Source organism: Vibrio sp. A1-b2, assembly GCF_021726015.1.
GTDB classification, from domain to species: Bacteria; Pseudomonadota; Gammaproteobacteria; order Enterobacterales; family Vibrionaceae; genus Vibrio; species Vibrio diazotrophicus.
In genome coordinates this window covers 349,771-371,580 of record NZ_JAKKCI010000002.1, presented here as the reverse complement: position 1 = coordinate 371,580, position 21,810 = coordinate 349,771, and the positions used below count along the sequence as shown (strand labels likewise).

General features: G+C 42.5%; 15 protein-coding genes. 11 read left to right on the top strand and 4 right to left on the bottom strand.

What is annotated here, in order from left to right; genetic code table 11:
- The first annotated feature begins 561 nt into the window (after positions 1-561).
- The 9 genes from L3V23_RS06480 (at position 562) to L3V23_RS06440 (ending at position 10,467) form a co-directional block, all read left to right on the top strand.
- Positions 562-1,365, top strand: a complete 804-nt coding sequence (locus tag L3V23_RS06480) for an undecaprenyl-diphosphate phosphatase (protein WP_237292068.1) — start codon at positions 562-564, stop codon at positions 1,363-1,365.
- 12 nt (positions 1,366-1,377) lie between these two features.
- Positions 1,378-2,346 (top strand): calcium/sodium antiporter, encoded by a 969-nt coding sequence (locus L3V23_RS06475; protein WP_237292067.1) that lies wholly within the window; start codon positions 1,378-1,380, stop codon positions 2,344-2,346.
- Positions 2,347-2,427: 81 nt separating this feature from the next.
- Positions 2,428-3,249, top strand: coding sequence for a mechanosensitive ion channel family protein (locus L3V23_RS06470; RefSeq protein WP_237292066.1), 822 nt, complete (start codon positions 2,428-2,430; stop codon positions 3,247-3,249).
- A 607-nt stretch (positions 3,250-3,856) separates the two neighbouring features.
- Entirely contained in the window at positions 3,857-4,879 is a 1,023-nt protein-coding gene (locus L3V23_RS06465) for an ATP-binding protein (RefSeq protein WP_237292065.1), read from the top strand.
- Between the two features lie 2 nt (positions 4,880-4,881).
- The gene (locus L3V23_RS06460; protein WP_237292064.1) at positions 4,882-5,580 is read left to right on the top strand and encodes a response regulator transcription factor; all 699 of its coding nucleotides are present in this window, start codon (positions 4,882-4,884) and stop codon (positions 5,578-5,580) included.
- On the top strand, positions 5,573-7,033 hold the full coding sequence (locus L3V23_RS06455; protein WP_237292063.1) for a potassium transporter TrkG: 1,461 nt from the start codon (positions 5,573-5,575) through the stop codon (positions 7,031-7,033). The genes L3V23_RS06460 and L3V23_RS06455 overlap by 8 nt, the downstream gene beginning before the upstream one ends.
- 350 nt (positions 7,034-7,383) lie before the next feature.
- A complete protein-coding gene (locus tag L3V23_RS06450; protein WP_237292062.1) occupies positions 7,384-8,868 on the top strand; it encodes a TrkH family potassium uptake protein in 1,485 nt (494 codons plus the stop codon).
- Between the two features lie 395 nt (positions 8,869-9,263).
- Positions 9,264-9,860 (top strand): tyrosine-type recombinase/integrase, encoded by a 597-nt coding sequence (locus tag L3V23_RS06445; RefSeq protein WP_237292061.1) that lies wholly within the window; start codon positions 9,264-9,266, stop codon positions 9,858-9,860.
- 205 nt (positions 9,861-10,065) lie between these two features.
- Entirely contained in the window at positions 10,066-10,467 is a 402-nt protein-coding gene (locus L3V23_RS06440; protein WP_237292060.1) for a hypothetical protein, read from the top strand.
- Positions 10,468-11,715: 1,248 nt separating this feature from the next.
- On the opposite strand, the gene L3V23_RS06435 is transcribed toward L3V23_RS06440, so the two are convergent.
- Both L3V23_RS06435 and L3V23_RS06430 read right to left on the bottom strand, forming a co-directional pair.
- Positions 11,716-13,839 carry a UvrD-helicase domain-containing protein gene (locus tag L3V23_RS06435; RefSeq protein ID WP_237292059.1) on the bottom strand — a complete coding sequence of 708 codons (2,124 nt, stop codon included), beginning with the start codon at positions 13,837-13,839 and terminating at the stop codon, positions 11,716-11,718.
- 4 nt (positions 13,840-13,843) lie between these two features.
- A complete protein-coding gene (locus L3V23_RS06430; RefSeq protein ID WP_237292058.1) occupies positions 13,844-15,811 on the bottom strand; it encodes an AAA family ATPase in 1,968 nt (655 codons plus the stop codon).
- Between the two features lie 779 nt (positions 15,812-16,590).
- Between L3V23_RS06430 and L3V23_RS06425 the strand changes: the two genes are divergently transcribed.
- The gene (locus L3V23_RS06425; RefSeq protein ID WP_102965739.1) at positions 16,591-17,805 is read left to right on the top strand and encodes an MFS transporter; all 1,215 of its coding nucleotides are present in this window, start codon (positions 16,591-16,593) and stop codon (positions 17,803-17,805) included.
- Between the two features lie 79 nt (positions 17,806-17,884).
- On the opposite strand, the gene L3V23_RS06420 is transcribed toward L3V23_RS06425, so the two are convergent.
- Positions 17,885-19,360, bottom strand: coding sequence for a Na+/H+ antiporter NhaC family protein (locus L3V23_RS06420; RefSeq protein ID WP_180980294.1), 1,476 nt, complete (start codon positions 19,358-19,360; stop codon positions 17,885-17,887).
- Positions 19,361-19,378: 18 nt separating this feature from the next.
- Complete coding sequence (locus tag L3V23_RS06415) at positions 19,379-20,722, bottom strand: glutamine synthetase family protein (protein WP_042481415.1); 1,344 nt, start codon at positions 20,720-20,722, stop codon at positions 19,379-19,381.
- Between the two features lie 339 nt (positions 20,723-21,061).
- Between L3V23_RS06415 and L3V23_RS06410 the strand changes: the two genes are divergently transcribed.
- The gene (locus L3V23_RS06410) at positions 21,062-21,808 is read left to right on the top strand and encodes a gamma-glutamyl-gamma-aminobutyrate hydrolase family protein (protein ID WP_042481412.1); all 747 of its coding nucleotides are present in this window, start codon (positions 21,062-21,064) and stop codon (positions 21,806-21,808) included.
- The last annotated feature ends 2 nt before the right edge of the window (positions 21,809-21,810 follow it).

Sequence of the window (21,810 nt, the reverse complement as noted above, 5' to 3'; positions counted from 1 at the left end):
AATCTAACAAAGCGCTGCTGTCGGAGAACTTTTCCGCTGCGCTCCAAATTTGCCGCAGAGTGCGGCGTTTACCCATAGATACTTTTATCCGAAGCAGACGAGTTAGAGTCAAGACTTTAACTCGAAATTATCCATCTTCGAGCTAGCTGATGTGGCTAGCTCAGATCTGCCCCATTCCTTCTTTGCGGCAAAGAGCATTACTGTCAACTGTACTATGCGTAGCCCTCACAAAACTTATCTCTGATGAATTGTGAAACTGTGTATTGTTAGTTAGAGCAAAAACTCGTACACATACTATCAGCCCAAACTTTTTCTTATTTCAACTTATTCATTTAACATTTGATGTAAAATGTATTTATTAGTTACAATTCAGCTCGTTTAAGGGAGTAGCCTTCCACTACTGATTAATAGTGGAGTGAATATCAACAGTCTCCAAGCCTCATGCTTGTGGTATTCACGTTCGACATGTTCTGGTAAGACTTAAGCTAAATCGCGATACGGGTAGGATCGCAATTTTGCTTTTGTTTTTTGCCTGCCCGAGATGACAAAAGGAAACCTGCTGTGGATGCATGGTACGCTTTGTTTTTAGGGATAGTCCAAGGGATCACCGAGTTTCTTCCCATTTCCAGCTCTGCTCATTTGATTTTAATGCCCACCTTGCTTGGTGAAGCGGATCAAGGTATTAGCTTCGATCTCGCCACTCATATTGGTACGCTGCTCGCGGTGCTTATCTATTTTCGTCAAGATATCGTTCTGCTGCTTACGGAGTGGAGTAAGTCAATCACTCATCGTCAATATTCGACATCACACAGTCGTTTAGCTTGGGCGATTTTGTGGGGAACCTTTCCCGCAGCACTTGCAGGATTACTGCTAATGGATGTAATTGATCACCAACTTCGCTCGGTTGAAGTGATTGTTTTCACAACAGTTTTCTTTGGCGTATTACTGGGTTTGGCTGATATTCTTAGCAAGAAAACACGAGATATCAGCACGTTAACGTGGAAGGATGTGGTGGTTGTAGGCTGCGCACAGGCGCTCGCGTTGATACCTGGAACCTCACGTTCAGGGGCGACGATTACCGCTGCGTTGATGCTTGGTTTCGAGCGTCAGGCCGCTTCGCGCCTTTCATTTTTGCTTGCCATACCGATTACTGCTCTCGCGGCAGCAGCCAAAATCGCTGAAGTAGCGATGGATAGTTCGGTAACCGTAGATTGGCTGGCACTTTTAATTGGTAGCGTTACCTCTTTTCTCACCGCAATACTGGCGATCCACTACTTCCTCAAATTCCTGAATCAATTTGGGATGATGCCTTATGTCATCTACCGATTAATTTTGGCCGTTATTCTATACTTTTACGTTATTTAATAGGGATTAAACATGCTATTAGCGACACTCGCGATTATCGCTGGCTTTGCACTGCTTGTCTGGAGTGCAGATAAATTTGTTGAAGGCGCAGCCGCTAGTGCCAACTATGCGGGAATGCCGCCTTTATTGATTGGTATGCTGGTCGTCGGATTCGGTACATCGGCACCCGAAATGGTGGTTTCGGCAATGGCGGCTATGGATGGCAACCCTGCTCTGGCGCTTGGAAATGCCGTCGGTTCGAACATTGTCAACATTACCTTAATACTCGGTGTAACAGCAATCATTGCACCGATTGCTGTGCATTCAAGCATCATCCGTAAAGAACTTCCCATTCTTTTACTCATCACGCTTGTCATTGGCGCAATGTTGTGGAATCACCATATAAGCACATTAGAAGCATGGGCGTTGATTGGTGGATTCATGATTTTGATTGGTTGGTCAATCTGGAGCGCCTTGCACTCAAAGGGAGACCACTTAGAACAAGAGATGGACGAAGAGCTGTCTAGCCAAAGTATGTCGCTGAAGTCATCTATTTTCTGGTTGATTACAGGGTTAGTGTTACTGATTATCAGCTCGCGTATTTTGGTGTGGGGAGCGGTGGAAATCGCACAACAACTCGGTGTCAGCGATTTATTGATTGGCCTAACTATTGTGGCCTTAGGAACGTCCTTACCCGAATTAGCAGCATCCATCGTGGCAGCTCGTAAAGGCGAGCATGATATAGCTGTGGGTAATGTGGTTGGCTCAAATATGTTTAACTCCTTAGCCGTCATCGGTATTGCTGGCACCATTGAACCTATTGCCAATATTGGTGCTGAAGTCTTCTGGCGTGACTGGACATCGATGCTTTTTGTTACAGGATTACTGCTGTTGACCGCCGCTCGTTTTGGCAAATCACAGACGATTTCTCGCAGTGAAGGCACTGTTCTGTTGGTGTGTTATTTGGGATACAACGTTTATCTCATCTATGGAGCGCTGTAATACACAATATTGGACGGTGAACTTATTGAGTCACGCAGTAAACATTACCAATCCGTACAAAAAAGAGATAGAGGAGTAACCATGGAACATATCACGGGTTTTTACGATACTCATCAGGCACTCATTATGCAGGTCTTGCAAAATGCGCTCTTGACGATTTTTATTTTTATCTTGGCTTCTGTGGTATCCAAGCTCGTCAAGCGCGGGGTATTTAAAGCAACAGAGAAAGTCAGCGGTGGGGATGAAATTATCGCTCGCTTGCTTTCTCAAGTGGCGTCTTATGCGGTTTATTTAGTCGCGTTGGTCATTGTTCTAGACCTCTTTGGTGTGAATACCGCCAGCTTGGTTGCCTTAGTCGGTGCAGCGGGTTTAGCTATTGGCCTTGCTCTGAAAGACACACTGAGCAACATTGCCGCAGGTATCATGATTTTATTTCTCAAGCCAATCAAAAAAGGCGAGTTCGTTGAATTCGGAAGCTACTCAGGTAGCGTGGTCGATATTGGCCTATTCACTTCTGTGTTCGAGACGGCAGATGGTCTCTACATTTCTAGCCCGAACAGTGCCGTTTGGAATTCAACCATCCGCAATTTTAGCCGTAACAACAAACGTCGTATGGATATCACGGTTGGCATCTCTTACAAAGATTCCGTAGAGGTCGGGCTGAACGTATTAAAAGAACTGGCATTATCCCAATCGCATATTCTTAAAGATCCTGAGCCTCAAGTGATTGTCCACATGCTGGCGGATAGTTCAGTTAACCTCCAACTTCGCGCTTGGTGTCCAACGGATAAATACTGGGAGACTTATTGGTCTGTTCAGAAGGAGGTCAAACCAAGAATTGAAGCCGCTGGTTTAACCATTCCCTTTCCACAGAGAGAGATTCACGTTATAGCGAACAGCTAAAACAATGGCTATTCGTAGATACCTTGGTTTGACCGATTGAGAATTTCTAGTCTAGATCGGTTGAACCAACATAAAACACCGCTGATCAGAGAGTATGTTTAACCAAAGCTTTTGTATCAATTATGGTTAACTAAAAAGTGATACAGCCAATAAGCAAATATTCCTGTTGCTATTACTAGCAAAATGCAAGCAAATTTCAGCCCCCAAATGTGCCACTTCATTTCTATCATGCAATCCTCGTTCACAATATCAAGCCATGTATTATAGTTAAAACGCATGACTAAGCTGACTGGAATAATAAGATTCCACAAGTAAACTTCACTACTCATACAGTCAGACTTAAAAAGGTTCATAGAATGGTGTGATGTTTCTCTTGAAGACTACATATTAATGTCGGTGGTTTTAATCTGAACGAAAAATCTTCATGTAAGTCATCCCAATTTGGGGCAACGAGTAAAATCATGGAGGTCACAGCCCTGATTTTATGGTTTATTTCAATAGTAATTCATTTTCACTTATCAAATTTTACGCTTTTTTTACGCGAACCTTTGTGACGTATCTGATACAGTCAAACTCACGACTTTTCAATTAAATGATCGGTATGACAATGAGTTGGACGCAAAATCGCTATCTCTTATCTGCGTCGGTGTTCATCATTGCACTCGTCATTTCATCGGGGCTTGAGCATTGGCTAGGCTCAGCCATCGCGGTGTTACTGATACTCCAGCTTTCTATTGTTGTGATAGCCCTTCAATGTCACTCACGAATAGCGTATGTGGCTGCGATTGCCGAAGCCGTTAGTTTCAACTTTCTCTTTACCACGCCTCGATATTCGCTTCAGATGTTCCACTTGGATGACATCATCAACTTACTTGTTTTTATTGTGGTTGCCTTTACCACTAGCCAGCTCGCTGAGCGGTATCGACGCCAACAGAATGCGCTAGAACAAGTTCAACTGCGCCACCAAATTTTGCTCTCCGTATCTCATGATTTGAGAACCCCACTCGCGGGGATTATCGGTAATCTCACCACCTTCAAAGAGTATCAGACGCAACTGCAAGCCAAAGAAAAGGATGAACTGCTCGACAGTGCCATCAAAGAAAGCCATCGCTTACACCAATACATAGAGAACCTTTTGCAAGCGACGAAATTGCAGCACGGCGTGGTTCGTATCCAGAAGCAACAAGAATCCATAGTACACATTGTAAAAAGCGTCATTGGCCGTTTCTCTTCATCCACCACAAGTATTGAGGTGGTCGTCAATGAGGCGGTTTCATCGGTTGAAGTCAGCCGGGCTTTGTTAGAGCAAGCGTTATTTAATGTATTGGACAATGCGTTGCGCTATTCCCCTAAAGATAAACAGGTCAGCGTGACAATTTATCAGAATCAGCAAAATGTGGTGATTGATGTCTACAACCAAGGCCAATCACTGCAACCCGATGAAGCAGAACGAATGTTCGAGCTGTTTTATTCAGGCAAGGAAAAAAGAAGTGACGATTCTGGCTCTGGTCTTGGATTGAGTGTGGCTAAAGGCGTGGTCTCAGCCCATCAAGGCCATATCGAATGTGTAGAAGTACAACAAGGTTGTTTGATTCGGATTTCGCTGCCAAGCAGTCAACAAGGAGAGTAGTAGTGAACTACAAAATACTGGTGGTGGATGATGAGCCTCAAATCCAAACTTTTATGCGCATTTCTTTGGCGGCTGAAGGCTTTGATTACGTGGGAGCTAACTCGTTAGCGACGGCAAAAGTGCAATTTGAGCGTGTTCAGCCGCATGTGGTGGTGCTCGACTTGGGATTACCTGATGGTGATGGTATCGAGTTCCTATCAATGATCCGTCAGTCAAATAAAACACCTGTGCTCATCCTAACGGCACGCGATCAAGAAGAAGAGAAGATCCGCTTACTTGAAGCGGGAGCTAACGACTACCTCAGTAAGCCGTTTGGCATTAAAGAACTCATTGTACGGATTAAGGTACTACTGCGAGATTTGGTTAGTGAGCATATTAGCGAGGATATCTTAGACTTCGGTGTGCTCAAACTGCAAAAGAGCACCCATCAATGTTGGCTTTCTGATACCGAAGTGATTCTGACCAAAAAGGAGTTTGCGTTTCTTGAAATGCTCATGGTTACACCAGGGCAACTTGTGAAACAAACAGACTTGTTGAGAGAGGTGTGGGGCGAAAGTCATACCGACGATACCCATTATCTGCGCGTACTGGTCAGCCAGTTGCGCAAAAAACTCAACGACAGTGCAGACGAACAACAGCTCATTAAAACCGAATCAGGGATCGGCTACCGTTTAGTTGCGATGGAGCCACCTCGTGATTAACCTCAAGAATACCGTTCGACTCTTGGTCATGCCTATGCTTTGGATGGGTATTGTACAAGGTTCATTTGGATTGTTGTCGCTGTTTGTCTTTCAAGACCATATATCCGGTGACTTTTTCTCTCCTTCGGCGTTGATGATGTTCAGTGCCTTTTTGTTGTCCGTTCTATTGCGAAAAAGTGAACTGCACAAAGTCACCTTTCGAGATGCGTTAATGTTTGCCAGCTTAACCTGGGTTTTAACGGGTTTTTTAGGGGCGTTCCCCATTCATTTGGTCACAGACGTGAGCATGACTGATGCGGTATTTGAGTCTATCAGCGCCTTAACCACCACGGGTGCCACCATCCTGACTGGCTTGGACGATATGCCGAAATCTTTTCTTTTGTATCGTCAATTTCTTCAGTGGATGGGTGGGTTAGGCGTGGTGATATTTGTCGTTGCGGTACTGCCCATGCTCAATGTCGGAGGAATGCGTCTGCTTAAGGCAGAAACGCCTGGGCCGATCAAGGATGACAAGCTTTCGCCTCGTATCAATAAGACAGCGCATTATCTCTGGGGTGTCTATTTAGCGATTACCGTCGCGTGTGCGTTGGCTTACTATTTTGCGGGGATGTCGGCTTACGATGCCATTGCGCACAGTTTTACCACGGTTTCAACAGGCGGTTTTTCGACGCATGACGCCAGTATGTGGTATTTTGAAAGTCACCCTATCCTTATGCTATCCAATATTTTCATGATGTTGGGCGCGATCAGTTTTGGCCTTCATTTTCGTGTGTTTCGAAATGGTTTTGCAGGACTGCGTCTTTATGCCTCTGATGAAGAGTCGAGAGTGTTTATTCTTACCGCGATAGCGCTCTCCTTTGTTTTGGGCTGGTACATTTTTAGCCATTCTGCCTACGATGATTTCTTTACCTCTCTTAGTTTTGCCATGTTCAGCGTCGTCTCATTTATGACCAGTACAGGATTTGGGGCAGCGGATTTGGGCAGTTGGCCTGCGGCAAGCGCGCTCTTTTTGGTGTTTTGTGCCTATCTTGGTGGTTGCTCAGGTTCAACCGCAGGGGGCAATAAATTTGTGCGCGATATCATCACGTTTAAAGTGATTCGACGAGAAATTCGTCAGCTTAGTCATCCCAGAGCCATTTTGCCTATCCGTTATCAAGGGCGTGTTGTAACCTCTGATGTGACCAATGCTGTGATGGCTTTTATGTCTCTGGCAGCGCTGACCACCGTGGTGTTCACTTTGCTGATGATGGCAACAGGGCTGGACTTTTGGTCGTCCTTTACCGCAGTGGTAGCGTGTATCAATGTGCTTGGACCAGGTTTTGGCGTGGTAGCAAGCAATTTTCAACCGGTTTCTGATACAGGTATCTGGATATTAAATCTGGCAATGCTCCTTGGCCGATTGGAATACTTCACGGTGTTAGCCATGTTATTGCCACACTTTTGGAAAAAATAGTAAAGGTATTGTCCAGTGCATTCGATTGTCATTTGATGTGGGTGTATTGCCCCTATACCTAGAATTATTTGTTCTATCACTACAGCGATGAATGAAGACGTATGAAGCTTCACAACGCATAATCCTGTCTCTGTTTTTCGTGAATTTTTTACGCTTTTTTTACGCGATTCAGTTCTGCCACTTTGATAATGTAGGCGCTAAAACGTGCTCTGAAGACTGGTTATCATGTTCCCTATTCCAAGCGATGTTCCACCCATTCGTTCCGAATCGTCGATGAGCGGAGCTACTCATCTCCATCCTGTTGCCTTAGGTTTATACAGTAAATTGCCAATCAGATGGAGACGTCGAGCATGATGTTTAATGTTTCCTCAAGAGTTCAAGTCAGCTCTCGTTTCACAACGATTATTCACCTATGTAGCTTCTTAATTATCATTTACAGCTTTACCATGCTGGTTCCAATCGTAGTCTCGCTGCTCAATCGCGATGGTTACATTACGGCATTCCTTCTTACTTTTTTACTCTCTCTTTCGATTGGAATCGTTGGCTGGAAGTCAACCAAAGGTGAAGACAAGTACCTACAAAAGCGCGATGGCTTTATGGTTGCATGTTTATTCTGGCTAATCTTCTCGGCGATGAGTGCACTGCCTTTCATTTTAGATAGCCGCTTAAACATGACATTGACGGATGCGGTGTTTGAAGGCGTCTCCGGCATTACTACAACTGGAGCTTCGATTTTTTCCAATATAGATACACTACCTAAATCGATTTTGTTTTACCGAGCTCAGCTGAACTTTTTAGGCGGGTTGGGGATCATTGTTTTAGCTGTCGCGATCATGCCATTTTTGGGCATTGGTGGTGCCAAGCTCTATCAGTCTGAAATGCCTGGACCGATGAAAGAAGAGAAGATGACGCCTCGACTTGCGGATACGGCGCGAAACCTATGGGGCTTGTATTCCGCACTTGCGCTTGCTTGTGCTCTATCGTTTAAAGCTGCGGGGATGAATTGGTTTGATGCTATCTGTCATAGCTTATCAACCGTTTCATTAGGCGGATTTTCTACTCACGGTGATAGCTTAGGTTTCTACAATAGTGCGGCGGTTGAGCTGGTTGCCGGCGTATTCTCTATCCTCGCCGCTATCAACTTTGCCCTCTATTACGTAGCGCTAGTGAGAAGGAGTGTGCGCCCCATTCTTCAGAATGCGGAATTTCGCTTTTTCATCTTTATCCTCTCTTGCATCGTTGGGGTTGCCTGTCTTGAATTGTATCGAACGCAGACTTTTGGCTTGCAGGATTCACTGGTTCACGGTTTTTTTCAAACGGTATCAGTGATGACAGACAACGGGCTGGGTGCCGGAGGCTATCCGAGTTGGCCGAACCATGTTGTATTGCTGCTTTTAGGTGCGAGTTTTTTTGGTGGATGTTTTGGCTCCACCTGTGGTGGTATTAAAGCCGTTCGTTTTCTCTTACTTTATAAACAAAGCAGCAGAGAGATTAACAGTCTCATCCATCCGAATGCCATATTAACCACGAAAGTAAACGGGCAGAGCGTATCCGATCGTGTGATTCGCTCAGTATGGGGATTGTTTTTCCTTTATATCTTTTTCACCTGTGTTTTCATCTGGGGAATGGTGGCGATAGGACATGATATTGTTACGGCGTTTGGTACTGTGGCGGCATGTATAAACAATATGGGGATTGGATACGGTGAGACTGCCTCAGGATTTGGCACACTAAAACCGGAAGGTAAGTGGTTAATGTGCGTTGCCATGTTATTTGGTCGCTTAGAAATTTTTCCAATATTGATTATTTTTTCGCGTGCCTTCTGGCGTTTCTGAACACTGCAATATTGAGGGATTCTGTATGGTTCATTGCTGGCGAGTTATCAGAAGAACGTATTGGATAAAGTTCAAATGTTCAAAAGGGCTGCACTACAACCCAGATGGAAGCGCCAAGTATTGCCCTTATTGTGGTCAAAAAATATCTCACATATATGCTTAAGTTGTAGACGTAGGATCAATACTGATTAATCTGCACCAGAAGGTTTGGACTAAGAGTTAAGATACTTTTCCATACTTTAAATTATACATGAAATGCTAATATTCTAATTTCCGAAACTCACTTTTGTCCACGGATGTTTCAGTTCACCCTGACCGAATCTCGTCGCGACTGGAACAGTTCTAGTTGATAGCCAGACTCTATGTTGACCAACAACATCGAAGAGGAGGTCAACATGAGAAAGTTATCTTCGGGAAAATGCAGCGGCATTAAAAGACCATTCAAGTTGGAAGAGATTTGGCGAATCAGAACTAGGCTAGAACTTGAAAATGACCTAATGCAGCTTGCACTACTGAACCTAGCCATTGATAGCAAGCTAAGGGCAAGTGATCTATTAAAACTCCACTTATATGATGTTTCTTCGCAAGGAGTAATCTATGAGAGGGTTCAATGCATCCAGCAAAAAACAGGTACCGATGTACACTATGAGATTACTCCGCGAACGCAACAGAGTATTAACCGGTGGGTCTACTCAGAAAACCTAGAAGCAAGTAGTTTTCTATTTCCAAGCAGTCGCCGTAAAGGCCAACCCATCAGCTATTCGTTTTATCGTACGATTATCAGGAGCTGGGCTGTGAAGCTTGGTTTGAATGCGGACTATTATGGTACGCATTCTATGCGTCGTACTAAAGCTACTCTGATTTACGCCAGAACGAAAAACATACGAGCGGTACAAATCTTACTTGGCCATTCGAAGCTAGATAACACTATTAGATACCTTGGCGTTGAACTAGAAGATGCTCTGAGACTCTCAGAGCAAACGGATTGCTAGAAAGATTAATACAGGCTTTTCATGTCGCTGAGAAGCCTGTGCCCCGGAATGTGTTTCCTCAGTTTATCGTTTAAAGCTTAACATTTTGTTTTTTCAAAATCTGAACTAATGATTAGACCAGATCAAGACGAAACTCTCTGTACGAAGCTGAAAGAGCGAAAAGCAACTAATATAAATGGAAACTAATGCGCATCGGGTGATTATTATGTTTTACAAAGTCTTGTTTTATGGGACTCTTTTTAGCAGTTGCACCTTCCCTTCGGTTAGCTATTCTGCATCAAAGGTTAATATGTTTCTAGCAGAAGAACTATTGCACTGTTCTATTATGACAGGCGATCTCCGCTGGCCGGGCTATTTGACTATGACTTTCGCAATGCTTGCCTATAAACCATGTCAAGATATAAAGGATATTGAAGAACGGAATAAGTGTAGTAATCCGATTCGTTCACGTGCCAATAGAGCCAAAGAGGAGAAGCTGTTTTCTGAGTCTGACATGGATTATTGCTTAAACTTAATTTCTAATGATGTCGATACCGTTAAATTACGCAATTTGTTGAAAGAGCAAAAAGCCCAATATTATAAAAAGAAGAATATTGAATCAGAATAATTACCTATAAAGTGCCAGAGGTAATATGTACTGGTGCAACTCACCTTTGCCCCATAACGTTTTAACGTCACAGTTAGCTCAGAATGGTATGAATCATTTTGTCTTAAAAATACTCATCTGAAATTAAACCGTGGGGTTCGTTAGCTCACCAAGTTGATCGTGTATCTGAGTTGGAAGGCTGCCCTCATTCTTGGCTAATCAAAATAAGGAAACCAAAAAGAATATGTCGACAACAATAACACTGACAGGGATGAGAAAGCCCCTTTAAGGTGGAAGAATTTGGCCGATAATAACTCGACTCGAACTTAAGCAAAATTGGATGAAAATTACCCTGAGGATGCAGCAAAGTCTGAGTAAGCAGATGGACAATGCCGCTCTTCCGGCTCAATATGAAACTCCCATAAGAGTGGGCGGTGAAGTTATCACTACTGTATCTAATGTACTGTTCAATGAAGCATCCTCCAATGAAGAGCGGTCTGATAATAGAGAGTAAAAAGTATGAGAAAGGTAAAAGGGCTTCCAGAAAAAATGTATCTCTCAGGTGTAAGTTTACTAATTGCTCCGTTTTTGTATCTATGGTTTCAGCTGCCAAGTAGTGACGAAGCTTATTACCCAACGATAGTAATTCTAGTACTCATAGTGTTAGCTAGCTTAGCACAAACAGTAGTGTTTTATTTGTTAAAGAATAGTTTGGAATACAGGTGGTATTATGGACTATCACTATTGACCATAATTGGTTTGATTGTAGTGAAATTCCCTGCTGCAATTGTTTTATTCGTAAGTGCTCTACTATGCATAGTTAATAGTATGGTAGTTGGCTACTTGCTACCCAAAGTCAAATAATATCGCGGTTAAAGAGAAGCAACATTTATTGGGATAGGTGCTACTAAAAAAGTAACAAATAACTTAATTGCCTTATTTTTTTGTACTGTTCCAAAGTTCAAGATGGTCTATCTTTTAGCTAGGCCATTTTTATTGGCAGGTTGTGACTAGGTCATGCCTTTTTTAACTATACACGTGATCATTAAAGATGTTTGGTTGTTGATAAAATCAGGTGATTTTCAGCTTAATACCGGATACTAACTAGGCGACTGCCCATACTTTTATGTATCCCTGATTTACTAATTTAGCTAAGTCACTGACTCAGTTTTGTCCATCTTCGATTCAGCTTGATCTGAGCTGAATCATTTGTGCCCCTTTTCGCGTTAGACCTTCTACTCATTCACACCCTGTTAATGTGCGTTTGCCCTACAAAACTTTATCTGGTGCTTGATAAATCTTAGAGTCGCAGTCGGTCAATAGTTCAGTCTCCTTTATGTGCCATCCGCGTTCTGATAACAATATTCTTTGCTCTTGGGAAATACGATCTGCGTCCATAGCAAGGCATAGAAGGTGTTTAGGTCGGCTCATCGCAACATACAGTTGACGCATAAAAACTTTATTTGGCTTGAATGCTCTTTGTGAGTGAGGTTTCTCAGGTAACCGCATATTAGGGTGAGCAATACATGGGTATTCGCCAATCAAATAAGGCATCATTGTTTCTAGATCGAACGTATGATTTTTTGTTTCTACGATTAAAGTCGCATCATGAGTCTCTCCTTTAACCCCGTGAATCGTAGAAAGCTCAATATTAAACCCATCTCTGTGAGCAATTTTGTTATCCTTTAAAGAAACAAGCATAGTACTGCATTGTTTTTCTTCAGAAGGTTCTAATTGAGTAATGGCGACATCTTCGCTAAAAGCTATATATGCAGCAGCCTCTGACTGGAGAGGAGGAAGCTCTAACAGATCGCTAAACCTTGAGCATACCTGGCACCAAATTTTACGCTGTGTTGCTTTAGGGTTGTCTAGCAAATAAAACATCCCTTTACGGAAACTTTCCCAATTACTATTGTTCGATAGAGACAATCGCAAAGTAGATGCTGAATAGTAGCGGTCGTTTTCATCGACCTTCCCTGACAGTTTCATTAACTTCAGGATACATGACATTAAAAAATTGTACTTATCAGCCCAATCGATGGATACACTTCGTTGGCAATAACGGACAGCATCAATAAGGCTAGTTTCTTGATAGCTATTTGTTGATTTACTTTTGTCGAAGTCAATCCAGTAGTGTCCGATTTTTAATTGTTCGGCATTAGGTTCGATTTTATTCCCTACTGCACCAACTACTTTAACAGTAAAATCTTTGGACTTTTTATAGTCATTTGAGAACTGGGTTGAGACTATTTGCGAAAATGTTTCGACAACCTTATCGCAGGTCTCTTTTGTGAATAGAATTATTGTGTGTTCAAATTTACCGACAGCAGAGTAAGTTTCAGACCTTCTCTTTATCTCCTTTTCTGATATTTCACTTTCCAAAGCTATTTCATTAAAGCTTAGTGGTTTAATTAACTCGGATAATTGTCGATCAAAGCGGTGAGAGTGATGAATCAAAAAGTCCATATCATCTCGATTCTTACCATTAAAGCTACAATTCGCTTCTTCACTGCCTATTCCATGGAAAATCGATTGATCTGGATCTCCAAACCTTTGAACAACTAATTCATCATTATTAGTTGGAAATATTTCACATAACAGTTCATCTTGGAATTTCTGTGTATCTTGCATTTCATCAAGTAGAACATACGGAAATCTTGCCCTTAGAGAATTTATAATAGCGTTATTATTTTTGTATACTTCTTGCCCAAGGCTGTACATATCTCGATAAAGAAAATATCCACTTTCCTCAAGATATTTTTTTAATAACAATAAATCACGCTTAGCCCTTTCAAAATTAGCGTCGCTCTTCCAAGATTTCGGCCTTGTCTTTATATTTATAGCCGTCCCGTCTTGAGATGAATAGTGGTATATTTCTTTGAAAAAGGCTTCTCTAGCTTCATTATTTCTTAAGCAATTTAAAGTACCGCGAAGCCAACTAAATTGCTTTCTACTAAGTAGCTTCACTGCTTGTTTGGCGTATTCATCATTATCTACAGTAATATCGCAAGTATTATTACATCGAACGTAGGGAAGTGCTAAAAAGCGATGTACAAACTCCTGAATAGTCCCAATGAAATGTGGATAGCTAAGTAGCACCTGTGCTTCTTTTGTCTTCGAGTGTTGAATCCGTTCAATAATCTCATCTTTAGCTACATTGGTATGAGAAAGAACACATATTCCACGGTGTTGGCTTCTCCACTTCTGCGCCAAAAGAATAAGTTTCGCAGCAATGAGAGTTGTTTTTCCACTTCCAGGACACGCCTGAACATCAATAGAGTGCATTGCCTCAAGAATTGATATTCTTACGTTATCATCAAGAACAAGCTGTTCATCCTCAGCTAAAGCTGCAATATCCTCACGGGTAATGAGGTTCCCAAGTTCGTGATTCATTACTCTAATCCTCACGAGTTTCTTTTTTTCCGCTTGGTGCGGTAACAAAATCTATAGCTTCAACAATGTAAGGAGGCAACTTTGCTCTTAACTCTGTGGCGTACGCTGACTTTGCAGCTTCTATAGCGCTATGGCGTGCTGTATGACAGTTTATATCTTGTTCTGAAAGCGCTGAAATCTCTGTTTTTATCTTCTCATCCAATTGTTTTTGCAATATTTCTGACAAGTCATATGCAAAATCGGTTTTCATTACTTGATTGAGGATATATGTTGCCTTCTGATCTTTGTCATCAAGTATGTCGTCTTTTGGTATTAATGGGCCATCTATTGCCTCATAGCATTCATCAAAAAGCCCATGTTTAGCGAGGCAATATTCAAAAGTCCAATCATCAGATATTTTTACACAGACATTCTGCTTACTTAATCCTTCAATAAGGTCTAATTTTCTCTCTGATTTATTCTCATAGCTCCTGAGCCAATAACTTTTGTTTCGGGTGCTGAACTTTTTGAAACCGTAGGGGTTACTATCATCGTCTTTTTTTTCTGCACAGTCTGGCCACAGGTCTAGATCACGAAGTACGCAAACTTTTGTCGGATGCCATTGAGCACAATTATCTTCTTGTCCCGGCCTAAGAAATAATTTGGCAAAGCGCTTCCAAGAACCACTGTTATCATATTTAACGATGGATACACCGTAATTTTCGAGTGGACGGTTTAGCAATCTTGCAATTTCAGGTAGAAGTATATTTTCTCCATCACCTTCAACGAGGAGTATTCCTTTAGCAAAGAAGATGTTCGCTTTGGTGGCGTCGAGGAATTTTCTTAAATATTTATAATCAGGCTCTTCAAGTTCTGTCTCGCCAACCCTTAAAGACCATGCACCCGCTTCTGATAACATAATAATTTCTGAAGGATCTGCTTTTGATACAATGTTAGGACTATGAGTGGTTAGAAAACACTGGACTCCATCTGGATTTTCTAAGGTCTTAGACTTCTTATTTATAAACTGGAGAAGCTTCATCTGCAATTGAGGGTGAAGGTGAGCTTCAGGCTCTTCAACAAGTAATAGAGGAAGTTCATTACTTACTTCTTGCTCTAACAGTAATAATTCAGCACCCATAAAGAGTAAGTTGTGGTACCCAAGACCATGAGCTCGTTTATCATCAGTGAGAGTCAGTGACAGTCCTTCAAGTAAAGCTCTAAGATGTCGCTTTTTGGACTGTTCAGGTAAGCTGGTCAAGTCATCTTGTTTAACACCAGCAATATCAATGAATGCGCCAAGTCTGGATTGGTCTTCATCAAAAATTAGTTTGTAAAGGTATTTATTCTGTATGTTCTCGGCAGATTTTTTAAGTGCAGAATCTTTAGATAGTAGCTCTTCATTCGCTTGGGCTACGATGTTAAGAATATTGTCCATACCTATGTTGATATCCTTAGAAGAGCTTAATATCTGTGAAAGCCTTGAGGCCCTGCCAGAGGAAAGCTCTGCTTCCGCATCTCTTAACGGCCTTAGATATGTGGCAGCTAGGAAATCTCTAATTTCTGACTCAATAGCTAATCCATTTCCTTCTACACCGGAGCGTACTTCAGTTTTAATATAAGGGTATCCTCGGCGTTCAACTCCAGTTATTCGAGCGCGAAGCTGCACATAAAGAACAGAACGCAACCTCGTTTTTCCTTCATCATCTTCATACTCTTCATGGGAGAGGTGTTCTACAAAACGATGAGCATGGGCATCTACCTCTGAGAATTTTACCTGTATTTTTAGCTCACTGGTGTCATTGTAAAAATCCTCATCGCTAACATAGGATCGGTCGTTTGACTTCGTTCCGAGTGTATAGCGGATTGCATCAATTAAAGCTGTTTTACCGGAGTCATTCTCTCCAACCAATATATTAAGACCTCGATTTAGGTCTAACTCTAAATCTTGAAATAGACGAAAGTTAGTAATCTTTATCTTTGATAAGTACAAGGTCGCTCCTTACTGATGGGTTTGAGACTTGGCTGTGTTCGAAAGTTCAAGACAGCATTGATGCATAGCATATTGTCTCATTCAAATTATCAGAGGAATACTCATTTTTTCAGCAGGTTACTCCAAAAGTGATATGCACACTGAGGATTGGATGCGTTTTGAACTGCACCACTAATTCTGGACACGCCGTTATATAAGGCTGCCATACTTGAAGTAATTCATGAATTGCTAAATTAGAAAAATTACTGGCAAACTTTTGTCCATTTCCGAGTTACGATACCGGACATCAGTGTTGTGATCACCAAGCGATTTTGTCATATGTTAACTCGCTACTGAATTTGTCGGTGAAGTGAGGGGAGTTCAGGGCATTTTTCTGTAAGAAACTTTCTTACAAAAAATTTAACTCCCAAATCCAATCATCACAAAAATATCAACTTATGGTTGCATTGGACGATATCAATATATGGTTGTATTTTTTATAACTATCTGAATTATAATAAATCATAAACATCATTTTATGGTTGTATCAACAATTGCCAAACAACCATACATGGTAGTGATCCAACCGTATGTTGAAAACGCAATTACGATAACCTGAAAGTTAATCAATTGACTACCATTCTTTTACATAATTCCAACAAGAATGGTGTGATGGTTGAAAACTCATTATGGGATGTTTGTAGAGCACGGGAGTAGAGTATTGAATAAGCCTTTGAGCTTTGCTTCTGATCTAATATGCTCGTATAAGAAATAGAATTCATACAAGGAAAGTAAAGTTCATGTCTAACGATTCGTATTCGACAATCTCTGATCCCGCAATACTTGGTCCAGACGTCAGCCGTTCCAATTTATGGCGTTTAACATTGGCACAAGCATTGGCAGGGGCGAATTCAGTGGTTGTATTTGCAACCGGAGCCATTGTCGGAAGTATGCTGGCGCCTTCTCCGTTGCTCGCCACACTGCCTATTTCTATTTTCGTTGTCGGTATGGCTGTGTGTGTTTTTCCAGCTGGAGAATTAGCAAGAAAGTACGGACGAAAAGCGGCGTTTATGGCGGGTTCGGTAGCTGGCGTGTTAACGGGGTTGTTAGCGATGGCTGCTATGTTCACGGGATTGTTCTGGTTGTTTTGCCTTTCGACCCTTTTAGGTGGCGCTTACGCTGCTGTTGTTCTCTCTTTTCGTTTTGCTGTGACGGACGGCTTACCGCCAGAGAAAAGGCCTCAAGCACTTTCGCTAGTTATGGCTGGTGGTATTGTTGCAGGTGTTATCGGGCCGCAGCTAGTGACACAAACCATGTATCTGTGGCCAGAAAAAATGTTTGCTGCCACGTTCCTTGCACAGGCAGTAGTTGCTGTGATCTCAGGTGTGATCTTATATGGCGTTCAGTCTCCGGCTGTAAAAGAGCAGCATGGTGGAGGAAGACCATTAATGGAAATTGCACTTCAACCGCGCTTTATTTCTGCTGTGGTGTGTGGCGCAGCGTCATACATGATCATGAACTTTCTTATGACTGCAGCCCCGCTCGCCATGCATATGCACGGCCACAGCCATGAGTCGTCAAACTTAGGTATTCAATGGCATGTGATTGCCATGTATGCCCCGAGCTTTTTCACCGGCAAACTGATAGCGCGATTTGGCGCTGTGCGTATTTCCGCAATAGGCATTGTTTTGACGGGTGTTTCTGCGGCTGTTGGTTTGTTGGGCGTAGATGTAAACCATTTCTGGTGGTTACTCATTTTACTGGGCATTGGATGGAACTTCGGCTTTCTTGGCGCTTCAGCTTTGGTGTTGGAATGTCATAAACCGGAAGAGAAAAATCGCGTTCAGTCGCTCAACGACTTTATTATTTTTGGCTTGATGGCAATAGGCTCTTTTTCATCAGGCGGGCTTTTAAGCGCTTACGGTTGGCAGATGGTGTTGTGGGTATCCTTCGTTCCTTTGATTTTGGCCGCTTTAGCTCTAGCAGCTGCGAAAGTTGGAAAATTGCGAGCTTAAATTCCCAACTGCTTTAGATACAAATAGCAAAGCCCCTTAAATAAGGGGCTTTGTTTTGGTGTACTTTTTCGTTAGAGATTTACGCAATCACTAAGAAGAAAATAGCAGTGGCGACAATACCGATAAGCGCATATGGGAACTGAGAAGTCGCGTGTTGCATAGGTGTACAACCAGAACCTTGTGCCGACAGGACAGTCGAGTCACTGAAGAAACATGAGTGGCTACCCGCAGCCGATGCAGAAAGCAGTGCTGCAACCGTTAGGTGTAGCGGAACACCAAGCTGCTCACCCAATGGCAGAACGATTGGCATTGCTACTGCAAAAGTACCCCAAGATGATGCAGTGGCGAATACCAAAGCGCCGGTAATCATAAAGATAATCGCTGGGAAGTAAGAAGCAGATAGGTAAGGGCTCACTGTTTCAATAACATACTGAGTTACGCCTAGCTGGTCGTTCACTGACTTCAACATAAAGCCGCCGATAACAGTTGCAAGAGGCAGCAACATGACTTTAATGCCATCGTAAACAGACTCGAACATGTCGTTCATTGAAATCAGTCTTTGAGCGCCGTAGAAACAGATAGTGAAGATAAGGGCAACGAAAACACCAGCCAGCAAATCAATGCCGAAGTACCAGCTTGCAGCCACAAGCACAATCATAGGAAGAAGGAAGTTAATCAAACCCATGGTTGGATTAGTGTGAGAGGAGATATCAGAGCCAAAGTCGATGTCTGTTGCGCCGTCTGGGCGAACTTGACCATTTTTCGCACGCTGTTCAGCAACTTTCATTGAACCCAGATCTGGGATCTTCTCCATCGCAACCAGCAGCACAATCACCAGTGTTACCCAACCGTAAGCCATATAAGGAATCGCTTCAATATAGGTCTTAATACCTTCACCCGCTTCAGCAACGTTGTTTGCTTCCAGTAGTGAGCTGAAGAAAATCGCCCACGTTGAAATCGGTACAAGAATACAAATCGGTGCTGCTGTTGAATCGACTAAGTAAGACAGTTTCTCGCGGGAGATGTTGTAACCGTCAGTTACTTTCTTCATAGAAGAAGAGATAGCAATAGCATTCAAGTAGTCATCAATGAAAATAACAATGCCCAGAACAAACGTCATCAACATCGATTGTCTGCGGCTTTTAACCTTAGTAACTAACATATCTGAGAAACTCAGAATGCTACCGCCTTTTTCCAGTACCGCAATCAAGCCACCCATCAGGCCACATACGAGAATAATCCAGGCGATGGTTTCATCCATCATTACGCCCATTGAAATATCCACGATTTGTTCAACCGCTTCTCTTGGATTAAGCAACAACACCCCAGCAATAGCACCGCTGAAAAGCGCTTCAACAGTGCGATGAGTGGTCAGTGCAAACACCAATACCAGCGTTGTTGGTAGAAGGCTCATCCACCCGTAGAGTTCGCCTTCTTCGTGGTTTAATCCTATCGCCGTAAAAAATATAAACGTGGCTAAGGATATAAGAGAGACAAAGATATGTTGCGTATTAATCTTTAGTGGCGCTTCCAGCGCTTTGGTTTGACTAGTCATGAAGTACAGTTCCTTTGTTTATGCTGAGTGTAACATCCAGTCGATTTCCATTGGGGTGATAGCTCGTTCAAATTCAGCGAGCTCACTTCGTTTGCAAGCTAGATACAGGTCAATAAACTCTCTCGAAATATATTGATTGAGTTCGCTGCGCTCTAGCCTGTCAAGGGCTTCAGGCATGCGTAGTGGCAGAGTTACCGCATTATCACTTAAAGGTGGAGGACATTGCTCCTTGGTATAGTTATCACTCGCTAATACTGCGGAAAGTACAACTGCAGCGAGAATATAGGGGTTAACGTCAGCACCTGCAATACGGTGTTCTATTCGACGGTTGTTCTTGTCACTAATTGGAACACGTAGCGCAACACCACGGTGGTTCTCTCCCCAGTTGGCTTTCGTTGGAACATAAGCACCAGGAGTGAAACGGCGGTAAGAGTTAACGTTAGGGCAAATCAAACCCATGGCTTGAGATGTTTGTGAAAGCATCGCTGCCATTGTTTGATAGAAAAGGGAACTTGCTTGGCCATCTTGCTGGCTAAAGAGGTTGTTATCTTCGCTATCGACCAAGCTCAGGTGAATGTGCATACCATTACCCGCTTGATCTGCGAAAGGTTTCGCCATGAAAGTTGCGTCGAAACCATGTTGGTGAGCAATTTGTCGGATCAAGCGCTTCGCGATAATGATTTCATCACAGGCTCGCAGAACATCTTTCGAGTGGTTGAAGTTAAGCTCGAATTGACCCGGAGCGGATTCAGAAAGTGCACCAGAAGTATTTAACCCTTGTTCGAAAGCAATACGGTTTAAATCAGAAAGGAAGTCAGCATAGTCGTCCAATCCATCTAAATCATAAACTTCGGTGTCTTTCTCTCGCGTTTTTTTGGTTGGGTTAATGGCGGTTAACGGTTCGCCATGCTCACCACGAACTTTATCGATCAAGTAGAACTCAAGCTCTAGTGCTATGCAGGGAAACTGATTTTTGCTCGCGAGTGTTTCTAGCATGCTAGAAACGATATTACGGATGAAAAGTGGATTTGGTCGTTCGCCTTTTTCATCCATCATGCTGATCAGTAGTTGCCCGACCTGCTCCTTGGCTGTTGGCATTAGTGTTCCGCTGATCGGGAAACACAAATTATCCGGCTCGCCTAGATCTTCTCCAAGCCCGGCCGATTCAACAACGTTACCTTTTGTATCAAGGGAAATAGTAGAGAGCGGTAGGGCAACACCTTTGTTCAATTTATCTAATGCATTGATTGGGATTCGTTTTCCTCTTGGGGCTGCATTTATGTCTGTGAATATGAGGTCGACAAACTCAATACTGGGCCAGTTTTGTTTAAAATTTTGTACTTCCTGTAGATAAGCTTCCATTTTTCTTCTCCGAATAAACTGACGTATCGAAATTAGAGATAACTTTTAACAAAAAAATCACATCTTCATCTTTGAAATATGGTTTCTTCAGTTATTTGTAATTGAAACAGTCACTTATTGTTTTGCGTTGAATTCTGGTGAGTTGCTTTCATGTGTTTCTTGTTAACTATTTTGTAACAGTCGTTTTTGTTTTGTTCAATATAATGGGCATGAATATTCACTTTTAATGCTAAAAAGGTGCTCAGTGTCACGTTATTGCCATTATTTTGAACATCCGTGTTGATAATTTTGTACACGGTTTGTAGTGTAAATGTTAAATATATCGAACACGGAATTGTCATGGTAGGAAAACGCAAACCGATCATTGGCGTTGTTAGCTGTACGAAGGAGCTCAACGGCTATCAAATTCAAGCGGTTAATGGATTTTATCTTCGCGCTGTCAAAGATTTTGGTGGAATGCCAATCATTCTTGCGCCAGACATGTCTGGTGATGAAGTGGAAGAAATTTTGAATGTCTGTGATGGCTTTTTATTCCCAGGTAGCCATTCAAACGTTGCACCGCATCGCTACAACGCGAGCCACACTGAAAATAAACGAGATGAAGCGCGTGACGAGCTTTCTATCTCTCTGATTAGAAAAGCCATTGACCGAAACATTCCATGTTTAGGCATTTGTCGTGGTTTTCAGGAAATGAACGTTGCACTGGGCGGAACGCTGAATCCAGCCGTTCACGATTCAGGTTTTAATGACCACCGAGAATCGGATGTTGAAGATTTTGAACAAAAATACGCACACGGCCACTTGGTATTAGTACAAGAGCAGAGTTTGTTTGAGCGTTGGCTGAAAGAGGAGGAGTGGGAAAATGCAGCTCACTTCCACGTCAACACTTTACACAATCAGGGTGTGGAACAGTTGGCACCTCAGTTAAGAGTAGAAGCTAAAGCCCCCGATGGTTTGATAGAAGCATTTAGCCTTCCCGAGCAAGATTTCTTTGTTGGTGTTCAGTGGCACCCAGAATGGAAAGCTAAAACAAATCATTTCTCACAAATTTTATTTAAAGAGTTTATGATGGCAGCCTCACGTTAACG

Bases quoted from the DNA above. Each gene is read 5' to 3' on its own strand.
- L3V23_RS06475 (WP_237292067.1), top strand. From the start codon at position 1,378: ATGCTATTAGCGACACTCGCGATTATCGCTGGCTTTGCACTGCTTGTC.
- L3V23_RS06470 (WP_237292066.1), top strand. From the start codon at position 2,428: ATGGAACATATCACGGGTTTTTACGATACTCATCAGGCACTCATTATG.
- L3V23_RS06465 (WP_237292065.1), top strand. From the start codon at position 3,857: ATGAGTTGGACGCAAAATCGCTATCTCTTATCTGCGTCGGTGTTCATC.
- L3V23_RS06450 (WP_237292062.1), top strand. From the start codon at position 7,384: ATGATGTTTAATGTTTCCTCAAGAGTTCAAGTCAGCTCTCGTTTCACA.
- L3V23_RS06445 (WP_237292061.1), top strand. From the start codon at position 9,264: ATGAGAAAGTTATCTTCGGGAAAATGCAGCGGCATTAAAAGACCATTC.
- L3V23_RS06440 (WP_237292060.1), top strand. From the start codon at position 10,066: ATGTTTTACAAAGTCTTGTTTTATGGGACTCTTTTTAGCAGTTGCACC.
- L3V23_RS06435 (WP_237292059.1), bottom strand. From the start codon at position 13,839: ATGAATCACGAACTTGGGAACCTCATTACCCGTGAGGATATTGCAGCT.
- L3V23_RS06425 (WP_102965739.1), top strand. From the start codon at position 16,591: ATGTCTAACGATTCGTATTCGACAATCTCTGATCCCGCAATACTTGGT.
- L3V23_RS06420 (WP_180980294.1), bottom strand. From the start codon at position 19,360: ATGACTAGTCAAACCAAAGCGCTGGAAGCGCCACTAAAGATTAATACG.
- L3V23_RS06415 (WP_042481415.1), bottom strand. From the start codon at position 20,722: ATGGAAGCTTATCTACAGGAAGTACAAAATTTTAAACAAAACTGGCCC.
- L3V23_RS06410 (WP_042481412.1), top strand. From the start codon at position 21,062: ATGGTAGGAAAACGCAAACCGATCATTGGCGTTGTTAGCTGTACGAAG.